Origin of the sequence: Streptomyces sp. HUAS ZL42 (genome assembly GCF_040782645.1) — a bacterium.
GTDB lineage: Bacteria > Actinomycetota > Actinomycetes > Streptomycetales > Streptomycetaceae > Streptomyces.
Window position 1 is genome coordinate 5767200 of the sequence record NZ_CP160403.1, and the last position, 11419, is coordinate 5778618.

At 67.4% G+C, this 11419-nt stretch carries 7 protein-coding genes and 2 rRNA genes; 4 read left to right on the plus strand and 5 right to left on the minus strand.

The annotated features are described in order from the left end of the window. Window positions 1-264: 264 nt before the first annotated feature. Window positions 265-3380, plus strand: a 23S ribosomal RNA gene (locus tag ABZO29_RS26545). 79 nt (window positions 3381-3459) lie between these two features. Continuing rightward, window positions 3460-3576 (plus strand): 5S ribosomal RNA (gene rrf / locus ABZO29_RS26550). Between the two features lie 90 nt (window positions 3577-3666). Here rrf and ABZO29_RS26555 read toward each other — a convergent pair. From ABZO29_RS26555 to ABZO29_RS26575, 5 genes are read right to left on the minus strand one after another with little or no spacing between them, the layout of a single operon-like run. Further along, the gene (locus ABZO29_RS26555; protein ID WP_367322689.1) at window positions 3667-4977 is read right to left on the minus strand and encodes a DUF58 domain-containing protein; all 1311 of its coding nucleotides are present in this window, start codon (window positions 4975-4977) and stop codon (window positions 3667-3669) included. Further along, the gene (locus ABZO29_RS26560) at window positions 4977-5966 is read right to left on the minus strand and encodes an AAA family ATPase (protein WP_367322690.1); all 990 of its coding nucleotides are present in this window, start codon (window positions 5964-5966) and stop codon (window positions 4977-4979) included. The genes ABZO29_RS26555 and ABZO29_RS26560 overlap by 1 nt, the downstream gene beginning before the upstream one ends. After that, complete coding sequence (locus ABZO29_RS26565) at window positions 5966-7162, minus strand: DUF4350 domain-containing protein (protein ID WP_367322691.1); 1197 nt, start codon at window positions 7160-7162, stop codon at window positions 5966-5968. Before ABZO29_RS26565 ends, ABZO29_RS26560 begins: the two co-directional genes overlap by 1 nt. Beyond that, window positions 7159-7878 carry a DUF4129 domain-containing protein gene (locus tag ABZO29_RS26570; protein ID WP_367326255.1) on the minus strand — a complete coding sequence of 240 codons (720 nt, stop codon included), beginning with the start codon at window positions 7876-7878 and terminating at the stop codon, window positions 7159-7161. The genes ABZO29_RS26565 and ABZO29_RS26570 overlap by 4 nt, the downstream gene beginning before the upstream one ends. A 58-nt stretch (window positions 7879-7936) precedes the next feature. Further along, window positions 7937-9301 (minus strand): glycerophosphoryl diester phosphodiesterase membrane domain-containing protein, encoded by a 1365-nt coding sequence (locus ABZO29_RS26575; RefSeq protein ID WP_367322692.1) that lies wholly within the window; start codon window positions 9299-9301, stop codon window positions 7937-7939. 140 nt (window positions 9302-9441) lie between these two features. Here ABZO29_RS26575 and mtnA point away from each other — a divergent pair, with 140 nt between their 5' ends. Next, window positions 9442-10584, plus strand: a complete 1143-nt coding sequence (gene mtnA, locus ABZO29_RS26580) for an S-methyl-5-thioribose-1-phosphate isomerase (RefSeq protein WP_367322693.1) — start codon at window positions 9442-9444, stop codon at window positions 10582-10584. Between the two features lie 144 nt (window positions 10585-10728). Beyond that, complete coding sequence (gene mtrA / locus ABZO29_RS26585; RefSeq protein ID WP_015659998.1) at window positions 10729-11418, plus strand: two-component system response regulator MtrA; 690 nt, start codon at window positions 10729-10731, stop codon at window positions 11416-11418. The last annotated feature ends 1 nt before the right edge of the window (window position 11419 follow it).

Consider the following 11419-nt stretch of genomic DNA (forward strand, 5'->3'; position numbering starts at 1 on the left):
ACGCCGGCGCGTGTCCGGCGGTGGTTGCTCATGGGTGGAACGTTGATTATTCGGCGCTCTTGGTCATCTCTTCATTCCCAGTACTGCTTCGGCGTGGAACGGGACGAGGAGGGGCGAGGGTGTCGGGCACGCTGTTGGGTGTCTGAGGGTACGGCCGAGTGTGGCTGCCTTCAGTGCCGGCCCCAGTGCACTCGAATCGGTTGGTTCGGGGTGATGGGTGGTTGGTCGTTGTTTGAGAACTGCACAGTGGACGCGAGCATCTGTGGCCAAGTTTTTAAGGGCGCACGGTGGATGCCTTGGCACCAGGAACCGATGAAGGACGTGGGAGGCCACGATAGTCCCCGGGGAGTCGTCAACCAGGCTTTGATCCGGGGGTTTCCGAATGGGGAAACCCGGCAGTCGTCATGGGCTGTCACCCGCTGCTGAACACATAGGCAGTGTGGAGGGAACGCGGGGAAGTGAAACATCTCAGTACCCGCAGGAAGAGAAAACAACCGTGATTCCGGGAGTAGTGGCGAGCGAAACCGGATGAGGCTAAACCTACGACGTGTGAGACCCGGCAGGGGTTGCGTCGTGGGGGTTGTGGGATCTCTTTTCCACGGTCTGCCGGCCGTGGGGCGAGTCAGAAACCGTTGATGTAGGCGAAGGACATGCGAAAGGTCCGGCGTAGAGGGTAAGACCCCCGTAGTCGAAACGTCAGCGGCTCGTTTGAGAGACACCCAAGTAGCACGGGGCCCGAGAAATCCCGTGTGAATCTGGCGGGACCACCCGCTAAGCCTAAATATTCCCTGGTGACCGATAGCGGATAGTACCGTGAGGGAATGGTGAAAAGTACCCCGGGAGGGGAGTGAAATAGTACCTGAAACCGTGTGCCTACAAGCCGTGGGAGCGTCGGATGGGAGCTTGCTTCCATCTCGTGACTGCGTGCCTTTTGAAGAATGAGCCTGCGAGTTTGCGGTGTGTTGCGAGGTTAACCCGGGTGGGGTAGCCGTAGCGAAAGCGAGTCCGAAGAGGGCGGTGGAGTAGCACGCTCAAGACCCGAAGCGGAGTGATCTAGCCATGGGCAGGTTGAAGCGGAGGTAAGACTTCGTGGAGGACCGAACCCACCAGGGTTGAAAACCTGGGGGATGACCTGTGGTTAGGGGTGAAAGGCCAATCAAACTCCGTGATAGCTGGTTCTCCCCGAAATGCATTTAGGTGCAGCGTCGTGTGTTTCTTGCCGGAGGTAGAGCACTGGATAGGCGATGGGCCCTACCGGGTTACTGACCTTAGCCAAACTCCGAATGCCGGTAAGTGAGAGCGCGGCAGTGAGACTGTGGGGGATAAGCTCCATGGTCGAGAGGGAAACAGCCCAGAGCATCGACTAAGGCCCCTAAGCGTACGCTAAGTGGGAAAGGATGTGGAGTCGCAGAGACAACCAGGAGGTTGGCTTAGAAGCAGCCACCCTTGAAAGAGTGCGTAATAGCTCACTGGTCTAGTGATTCCGCGCCGACAATGTAGCGGGGCTCAAGCGTACCGCCGAAGTCGTGTCATTCACACAGCAGCCCCAACGGGTGTGTGGATGGGTAGGGGAGCGTCGTCTGCCGGGTGAAGCAGCACCGGAAGGTAGTTGTGGACGGTTGACGAGTGAGAATGCAGGCATGAGTAGCGATTCACACGTGGGAAACGTGTGCGCCGATTGACTAAGGGTTCCTGGGTCAAGCTGATCTGCCCAGGGTAAGTCGGGACCTAAGGCGAGGCCGACAGGCGTAGTCGATGGATAACCGGTTGATATTCCGGTACCCGCTGTGAAGCGTCAAACATCGAACCTTCTGATGCTAAGGCCGTGAAGCCGCCCCGGAGCCTTCGGGCAAGGGGGAGTGGTGGAGCCGCCGGACCAAGGTGGTAGTAGGTGAGTGATGGGGTGACGCAGGAAGGTAGTCCATCCCGGGCGGTGGTTGTCCCGGGGTAAGGGTGTAGCCCGAGTGGTAGGTAAATCCGCCACTCATGGAGGGTGAGACCTGATGCCGAGCCGATTGTGGTGAAGTGGATGATCCTATGCTGTCGAGAAAAGCCTCTAGCGAGTTTCATGGCGGCCCGTACCCTAAACCGACTCAGGTGGTCAGGTAGAGAATACCGAGGCGTTCGGGTGAACTATGGTTAAGGAACTCGGCAAAATGCCCCCGTAACTTCGGGAGAAGGGGGCCACACCTGGTGAAGGGTCTTGCACTCTGAGCTGGGGGTGGCCGCAGAGACCAGCGAGAAGCGACTGTTTACTAAAAACACAGGTCCGTGCGAAGCCGTAAGGCGATGTATACGGACTGACGCCTGCCCGGTGCTGGAACGTTAAGGGGACCGGTTAGCTCACTTTCGGGTGGGCGAAGCTGAGAACTTAAGCGCCAGTAAACGGCGGTGGTAACTATAACCATCCTAAGGTAGCGAAATTCCTTGTCGGGTAAGTTCCGACCTGCACGAATGGCGTAACGACTTCTCGACTGTCTCAACCATAGGCCCGGTGAAATTGCACTACGAGTAAAGATGCTCGTTTCGCGCAGCAGGACGGAAAGACCCCGGGACCTTTACTACAGTTTGATATTGGTGTTCGGTTCGGCTTGTGTAGGATAGCTGGGAGACTGTGAAAGCCATACGCCAGTATGGTGGGAGTCGTCGTTGAAATACCAGTCTGGTCGTGCTGGATGTCTAACCTGGGTCCGTGATCCGGATCAGGGACAGTGTCTGATGGGTAGTTTAACTGGGGCGGTTGCCTCCTAAAGGGTAACGGAGGCGCCCAAAGGTTCCCTCAGCCTGGTTGGCAATCAGGTGTTGAGTGTAAGTGCACAAGGGAGCTTGACTGTGAGACCGACGGGTCGAGCAGGGACGAAAGTCGGGACTAGTGATCCGGCGGTGGCTTGTGGAAGCGCCGTCGCTCAACGGATAAAAGGTACCCCGGGGATAACAGGCTGATCTTCCCCAAGAGTCCATATCGACGGGATGGTTTGGCACCTCGATGTCGGCTCGTCGCATCCTGGGGCTGGAGTCGGTCCCAAGGGTTGGGCTGTTCGCCCATTAAAGCGGTACGCTGGGTTTAGAACGTCGTGAGACAGTTCGGTCCCTATCCGCTGTGCGCGTAGGAGTCTTGAGAAGGGCTGTCCCTAGTACGAGAGGACCGGGACGGACGAACCTCTGGTGTGCCAGTTGTTCTGCCAAGGGCATGGCTGGTTGGCTACGTTCGGGAGGGATAACCGCTGAAAGCATCTAAGCGGGAAGCCTGCTTCGAGATGAGGACTCCCACCCACTTGATGGGGTAAGGCTCCCAGTAGACGACTGGGTTGATAGGCCGGATATGGAAGCACGGTAACGTGTGGAGTTGACCGGTACTAATAGGCCGAGGGCTTGTCCTCAGTTGCTCGCGTCCACTGTGTTAGTTCTGAGGCAACGACCCCGTACGTGTGTGTACGGTCCGGTCGGACTTCATAGTGTTTCGGTGGTCATAGCGTGAGGGAAACGCCCGGTTACATTCCGAACCCGGAAGCTAAGCCTTACAGCGCCGATGGTACTGCAGGGGGGACCCTGTGGGAGAGTAGGACACCGCCGAACAATTCTTGAGAAAGGCCCACGCCGAAAGGCGTGGGCCTTTTTTCTTTGTCCGGTTCGACCGGAAGGTTCCATACCCTCCCGGTCTCGGAATCAAAGACGGCCGGCCGCCTTGAGAGCCAGATACGCATCCGCCAGTGCCGGCGCCAGAGCCTCGGGAGTGGCGTCGACGATCGTGACTCCGTGGCGGCGGAGTTGTTCGGCGGTGCGATGGCGTTCCGTCTGGGCCTGGGCGGCAGCCGCTGCCTCGTACACGGCGTCAGTGTTTCCACGAGCGGTTGCCATATGGGCGATGTGGGGGTCTGCCACCGAGGCCACCAGCACCGTATGGCGCTGGGTGAGCTGGGAGAGGACGGGAAGCAGGCCTTCCTCCACCGGAGCTGCGTCGAGTGTCGTGAGCAGTATGACCAGGGAGCGGCGTGGGGCCGTGCGCAGAGCGGTGGCTGTGAGGCCACGGGCGTCCGTTTCGACCAGCTCGGGTTCCAGTGTGGCCATGGCATTGACCAGGGACGGCAGGACGTCGCCGGCCGCTCGGCCCTGGACGAGGGCGCGTACGCGGCGGTCGTATGCGAGGAGATCGACGCGGTCGCCCGCGCGGGATGCCAGGGCGGCGAGGAGCAGGGCCGCGTCCATGGAGGCGTCCAGGCGGGGGGCGTCGCCCACGCGGCCTGCGGAGGTGCGGCCGGTGTCGAGGACCAGAAGGATGTGGCGGTCGCGCTCGGGGCGCCAGGTGCGGACGGCGACCGTGGACTGGCGGGCCGTGGCGCGCCAGTCGATGGAGCGGGTGTCGTCGCCGGGGACGTACTCGCGCAGGCTGTCGAATTCCGTGCCTTCACCGCGGGTCAGCACGCTGGTGCGGCCGTCGAGCTCGCGGAGACGGGCGAGCTTGGAGGGAAGGTGCTTGCGGCTGGTGAACGGAGGCAGGACGCGGACCGTCCAGGGGACCTTGTGGGTGCCCTGGCGGGAGAAGAGGCCGAGGGGGCCGTAGGAGCGGATCGTCACGCGGTCCGCCTGGCGGTCACCGCGGCGGGTGGGGCGTAGTCGGGTGGTCACGCGGCGGCGTTCGCCGGCGGGCACCGTCAGGCGGTGGCGGGAGGCCGCCACTTCGGTGCCGGGCTGCCAGCTGCTGGGCGGCCAGGCGTCGCGGAGGCGGGCCCGCAGGAGGCGGCGGGACGGGTTGGTGACCGTGAGGGTCACGTCGGCGGCGTCGCCCAGGCGTACCGAGGTGTCGCCGGAGCGGGTCAGGCCGAGGCGCCGTACGGGAGCGGCCAGGGCGAAGTCGCAGGCGCAGGCCACGGCCAGCGGGGCGTTGACCGCGAGGATGCCCGTCCAGCCGGGTTCCCAGATGCCCACGGGGAGGGAGCCTAGGGCCGCGAGGAGTGCGGCGCGTCCGGTGAGTGCCATCAGCGGGGTACGGGGACGTGGGTGAGGATCGCGTTGATCACGGAGTCGGCGGTCACGCCCTCCATCTCGGCCTCCGGGCGCAGTTGGATGCGGTGGCGGAGGGTGGGCAGGGCCAGGGCCTTCACGTCGTCGGGGATGACGTAGTCGCGGCCCGTGAGCCATGCCCATGCGCGCGAGGTGGCGAGGAGGGCCGTGGCCCCGCGCGGGGAAACGCCCAGGGTGAGGGACGGGGATTCGCGGGTCGCGCGGCAGATGTCCACCACGTACGCCGTGATCTCGGGGGCGACCGTGGTCTTGGCGACCGCGGCGCGGGCGGCTTCCAGGTCGGCCGGACCGGCCACGGGGCGTACGCCGGCGGCGCGCAGGTCGCGCGGGTTGAAGCCTTCGGCGTGGCGGGTGAGGACGTCGATCTCGTCTTGGCGTGAGGGCAGAGGGATCGTCAGTTTGAGGAGGAAACGGTCGAGTTGGGCCTCCGGGAGGGGGTACGTGCCCTCGTACTCGACCGGGTTCTGGGTCGCGGCGACCAGGAACGGCTCGGGGAGCGGGCGTGGGGTGCCGTCGACCGTGACCTGGCGTTCCTCCATCGCTTCCAGGAGGGACGACTGGGTCTTCGGCGGCGTGCGGTTGATTTCGTCGGCGAGGAGGAGATTGGTGAACACCGGTCCGGGCTGGAAGGAGAACTCGGCGGTGCGGGTGTCGTAGACCAGCGAGCCCGTCACGTCGCTCGGCATCAGGTCGGGGGTGAACTGGACGCGCTTGGTGTCGAGTTCGAGTGCGGACGCGAGGGTGCGGACGAGCAGCGTCTTGGCGACTCCCGGGACTCCTTCGAGGAGCACGTGTCCGCGGCAGAGGAGGGCGACGACCAGTCCGGTGACGGCGGGGTCCTGGCCGACCACGGCTTTGGCGATCTCGGCGCGCAGGGCCTCCAGGGAGGCTCGGGCGGCGCCCGGGTCCCCGGTGTTCCCGGCGTTGTCAGTGGTCGGGTCCATCATGGACGGCGTACCTCTCTTTCGAGGGCGTCGAGTTGGTCGGCGAGTGCGATGAGGGCCGCGTCGTCGCTGGGCGGCGGGCCGAAGAGGAGTGAGTGCAGGGACTGTCCGTCGCCGTGGAGGTGGGCGGACAGGGCGGGGAGCAGGGCTTCGGGCGCGTGCGCCTGGGTGACGGGCACGCCTACGAGAGGGGCGAGGCGGGTGCGGGTGGTGGAGCGGAGAGCGGAGGCCGCGCGGTCGCGGGCGTTGGCCTTGCGGTAGAGGCGGGCGCGGCCTTCGACGGTTTCGGAGGCGCGGATCGCCACGGGGAGTTTTTCGGGCACGAGGGGGCCGAGCCGGCGTGCCCGCCAGAGGGCGGCGAGGGCTGCGGCGACGAACAGCTGCAGGGTGCCCCAGAGCCAGCCGGAGGGGAGCAGGTCGAAGAAGCCCTTTTCGCCGTCCGCGTCGGCGGCGGAGGTGTCGGAGAGCGAGGGGAGGTACCAGACCAAGTGGGGGCGGGAGCCGAGGAGTTGGAGCGCGAGCGAGGCGTTGCCCTGCTCGTCGAGGGAGTCGTTGAAGAGTATGTCGGGCGCGCCGAGGACGACGGTGTCGCCGCTCCCGGTGGCGTCGGGGAGACGGACCAGAGTGGGCAGGCGTTCGCTGGGGTAGCACTCGTCGGCGCCCGGCCGGGTCGTGGTGTAGCGGATGCCGCCCGTGTCGACGTCGCCCGCGCGCTGGGCTGCCGCCAGGTCGCAGTCGGGGGAGAGCGTCGAGTCGATACTGGTGGCGGGGTCCGCGACGACGCCGGGAGCGAGTCTCTCCACGGACGAACTGCCGGCGGCGACGAGGACGGTGCGGCCACCGGAGCCGGCGGTCGCGGAGTGCAGCCGCTTCTGCTGGGTGGTGGTGAGCAGGTCGGGGACGGCCACCAGGAGGGTGGTCTCGGGGCCGGCCGCCGCTTCGGCCTCGTCCAGGGTGGTGACCACGCGCGTGGACACACCGTTGTCGGCGAGGAGTTCGGCGAGGGCTCGGCTGCCGTAGGGGTCGACGGAGCGCGGGTCGAGGCTGCCGTGCCGGGTGTCGGAGCGGACCACGGCGATCGCCACGGCCGCGGCCAGCAGCAGGACGAGGGCGAGGGCGAGGCCTCGCGCGCGGGTCCACACCTGGCGGGCATTGGGCGAGGCCGAGGTGGACGGGAGCGTGGCCTCGGTTGTCATTCGGCGGCTCCCTGGCGGGCGTTGTGGGCCGTGCTGGGGGTGCTGCTCGCGAGTTGCGGCTTGGCGCGCTCCAGTTCGCGGTCGAGTTCGGTGATGCGGTCGTACGACTGCCGAGTCGCCCTGCGGCCGCCGTACGTGACGTCGTCGAAGTCCCGGGCGGCGGCGCGCAGTCGGTCGGTGTGGGACGGCAGGGCGCGGCCTGCTTCCGCGGCGGCCTCGTCGGCGGTGCGGCCGGGGCGTACGTCGAGGAGGGCGCGTTCCTCCAGGGAGCGGACGATGGCTCGCATGCGTTCCTGGACGGCCTGGTTCCAGTGGCCCTGGGCCGCGTGCGCCTCGGCGGCCGCGCGGTGCTCGGCTGCGCTGCGCGGGCGGTCGTCGAACAGCGAGGCGGAGGAGGCGGGTTCGCGGCGCGGGGTGCCGAGGCGCCACCACAGGGCGCCGAGGACGGCCACGAGGGCCACGATGATGACGACAAGGCCGACCGTGCCGCCGGGCGCGGCGCCCGCCGCGGCGGTGAACAGCTTGTCGACCCAGTCCCAGAAGGTGTCCAGGGCGCGCTCGAACCAACTGGGGTCGTTCTCGTGGTACATGCGTTTGGACAGCTCGCGCCGAGCCGCCTCCCGGGCGGGATCACGCGGGATCGTGATCGGCGGCTCGTCGCCTGAACGCACCAGTGACAGTACGGATGTGCCGTCGGTCCGCGACAACAGGCCCACGGCGGCGCGCGGCAGTGCCGACACCGTGGTGAGAACTCCCCCCGTCAGGCTCACCGCATCAGCTCCCCGGGGTGGTGCCGGGCGTGCCGGAGCCGTAGCCCTGGACGCCGGCGGCGCGGGCCAGGTCGAGGTCGAGGGCCTCACGGCGGATGCGCTGGTCGATGTAGAGGAGCACCGTGACGCCTGCCGTGATCGGGAAGGTGATCATGGAGCCGACGACCGAGCCGATCCCGCTGACGATGAGGAACGTCCAGCCGACGTCGCTGCCGCCGCTGTCGACGAAGCCGCTGATTCCGCCACCGCCGAGCGCGGCGGCGAGGAAGGTGAACGGGACGACGATGATCGCCGCGATGATGTTCGCGATGATCGTGGCGAGCAGCTGGATGCCGAAGACGCGCCACCAGGAGCCGCGGACGAGCTTCGCGGAGCGGCTCATCGACTTGGTGATGCTCTGCTTCTCCAGCATCAGGGCGGGCGAGGCCAGGGAGAAGCGGATCATGAGCCACAGTGCGACGATCACGGCGCCGAGACCGCCCAGGATGGCGAGCGCGGTGCCCGCCTCACCGTTTCCCGCGACGGCCACGAGGATGCCGGGCAGTGTGCCCGCGAGGCCGATGCCCGCCGCGATCAGCATCAGCAGGAAGATCAGGCCGAACAGCTTCGGCAGTTGAGGGCGTGCGTCGCGCCAGGCCTCGCCGGTGGTCACGGGTCGGCCGAGTACCGCGCGGCTGGTGACGGTGGTGAGCAGGGCCGTCGCCGTGATCGTTCCGATCAGGGAGATCAGGAAGATGACGCTGGAGTTGAGCAGGGTGTCGCCCAGGGCGCGCGTCACTTCGCTGAGTGTGGCGCTCGGGTCGTTGAGGGCTTCGGTGCTTGCGCTGTCGTTCAGGGCAAGGCCCTGGAGCAGCACGGCCACGGTCTCGGTGACGATCGCGACGGTCAGCGAGATGCCGAGCACCGTGCGCCAGTAGGTGCGCATGGTGGACACCGCGCCGTCGAGGATCTCGCCCACGCCGAGCGGGCGGAGCGGGATCACACCGGGTTTGGCCGCGGGTGGGGGACCGCCCCAGCCGGCCCCCCAGCCGCTGTAGCCACCAGGGCCGCCGTATCCGCCACCGGGGCCGCCGTATCCGCCGCCGGGACGCCCCGGGCCTCCGGGAGGCGGGCCGCCCCAGCCGGGGCCGGGAGGGGGCGGCGGAGGAGGTGCCTGGCCGGGGCTCGGAGGTCCGGTCGGCGCGGACCACTGAGCGGGCGGGGGCTGCTCCTGGGACCACTTCGTGCCGGCGTCCTGAGGGTTTGCGCCCGGCTGGTCCGCGGGTTGCGCACCGCCGGGTGGGGTGGGCTGTGCAGGACCGGACGCACCGGGCTCCTGCCCGTCGGACGGGGCAGATCCGGGCGAGGCCCAGCCCGGAGTGTCTTTCATCGTCGCTCCTTCACGGTGCCCGTCCGCGTTCGCGGCTGCAGGTTGGCAGCCATCGTGCCATGGGGTGGTCATCGGTTGACCGGCGGCGGTATCGGCTGCGCACCTTCAATTGTCCGACGGAAAAGGGGCAGACTGACGGCATGGCTGATCAGTACGTGGAATCAGGCGAGGACAAGCGGCCGACCGAGATTCCGGCGATTCGTTGGGAAGAGCCACCCGAGGGCCCTGTACTGGTCCTTCTCGACCAGACGAGGCTGCCGGCCGAGGAGGTCGAACTGGTCTGTACGGATGCGTCCGCGCTGGTGGAGGCAATCCGTTCGCTCGCCGTGCGCGGGGCTCCGCTGCTCGGCATCGCGGGTGCGTACGGTGTCGCGCTCGCCGCCGCGCGGGGCTTCGACGTGGACGAGGCCGCCATGGCGCTGGCGGGCGCCCGGCCCACCGCGGTGAACCTCTCCGTCGGTGTGCGCAGGGCCCAGTCCGCGTACCGGGCCGAAGCCGTCAGGAGCGGTGACCCCGAGAAGGCCGCCGCGGCGGCCCTGGCCGCGGCGCGGGCGCTGCACCGGGAGGACGCCGAGGCCAGCGCCCGTATGGCCGGGCACGGGCTGGCCCTGCTGGACGAGTTGCTGTCCGGCGGCGGGCATCGGATCCTCACGCACTGCAACACCGGGTCGCTCGTGTCGGGGGGCGAGGGGACGGCGTTCGCGGTGGCGCTCGCGGCGCACCGGCAGGGGCAGCTGAGGCGCCTGTGGGTGGACGAGACGCGTCCGTTGTTGCAGGGCGCCCGGCTGACCGCGTACGAAGCGGCCCGCAGCGGCATGGCGTACACCTTGCTCACCGACAACGCGGCGGGTTCGCTGTTCGCGGCCGGTGAGGTGGACGCGGTGCTGGTCGGGGCGGACCGCATCGCGGCCGACGGTTCGGTGGCGAACAAGGTGGGGAGTTACCCGCTCGCCGTGCTTGCGCGCTACCACCATGTGCCGTTCATCGTGGTCGCGCCCCTGACGACGGTGGATGCGGACACCCCGGACGGGGCGTCCATCGAGGTCGAGCAGCGTCCCGGGTACGAGGTGACGGAGCTTGCTGCACCCCAGGTTCCGGTGAGCGGACCGGGAGGGGGGATGCCAGTGGCGCCCTTGGGGACGCAGGCGTACAACCCGGCGTTCGACGTGACGCCGCCCGAGCTGGTGACGGCGATCGTCACCGAGGAGGGAGCCGTTTCGCCGGTGACCGCCGACGGGCTTGCCGAGCTGTGCGCGCGGTCTCCGCAGGTGACGATCGGCTGACATTCGTGGAGGTGAGCTCGCGCAGCACGGGCCCGTTCCCGAACCCCGACGTCACGATCCGCAGACAGTGACGATCCCGTACGACTATCGTCACAGGCCAGTGAGCTTCCCCACCGGCGGCGCGGTCACTGTTACGAGAATGGGATGATGTCGTTTATGAAGGGACGAGTCCTTGTCGTCGACGACGACACCGCACTGGCCGAGATGCTCGGCATCGTGCTGCGTGGTGAAGGTTTTGAGCCGTCTTTCGTAGCCGACGGCGACAAGGCGCTGGCCGCGTTCCGGGAGACCAAGCCGGATCTGGTGCTTCTCGACCTGATGCTGCCCGGCCGGGACGGCATCGAGGTGTGCCGTCTGATCAGGGCGGAGTCGGGTGTGCCGATCGTGATGCTCACGGCCAAGAGCGACACCGTCGATGTCGTCGTGGGCCTGGAGTCGGGCGCGGACGACTACATCGTGAAGCCGTTCAAGCCGAAGGAGCTGGTCGCCCGGATCCGGGCGCGCCTGAGGAGGTCGGAGGAACCCGCGCCCGAGCAGCTGGCCATCGGTGACCTCGTCATCGACGTGGCCGGTCACTCCGTGAAGCGGGACGGGCAGTCGATCGCGCTGACGCCGCTGGAGTTCGACCTGCTGGTCGCGCTGGCGCGCAAGCCGTGGCAGGTGTTCACGCGTGAGGTGCTGCTCGAGCAGGTGTGGGGTTACCGGCACGCTGCGGACACGCGCCTGGTCAACGTGCATGTACAGCGGCTTCGCTCCAAGGTCGAGAAGGACCCGGAGCGGCCGGAGATCGTGGTGACCGTCCGTGGTGTCGGGTACAAGGCCGGACCGAGCTGAC

What these genes read in the sequence shown, in the direction of transcription:
- mtnA (WP_367322693.1), top strand. Translation starts at nt 9,442, where the DNA reads ATGGCTGATCAGTACGTGGAATCAGGCGAGGACAAGCGGCCGACCGAG.
- ABZO29_RS26560 (WP_367322690.1), bottom strand. Translation starts at nt 5,966, where the DNA reads ATGGACCCGACCACTGACAACGCCGGGAACACCGGGGACCCGGGCGCC.
- mtrA (WP_015659998.1), top strand. Translation starts at nt 10,729, where the DNA reads ATGATGTCGTTTATGAAGGGACGAGTCCTTGTCGTCGACGACGACACC.
- ABZO29_RS26565 (WP_367322691.1), bottom strand. Translation starts at nt 7,162, where the DNA reads ATGACAACCGAGGCCACGCTCCCGTCCACCTCGGCCTCGCCCAATGCC.
- ABZO29_RS26575 (WP_367322692.1), bottom strand. Translation starts at nt 9,301, where the DNA reads ATGAAAGACACTCCGGGCTGGGCCTCGCCCGGATCTGCCCCGTCCGAC.
- ABZO29_RS26555 (WP_367322689.1), bottom strand. Translation starts at nt 4,977, where the DNA reads ATGGCACTCACCGGACGCGCCGCACTCCTCGCGGCCCTAGGCTCCCTC.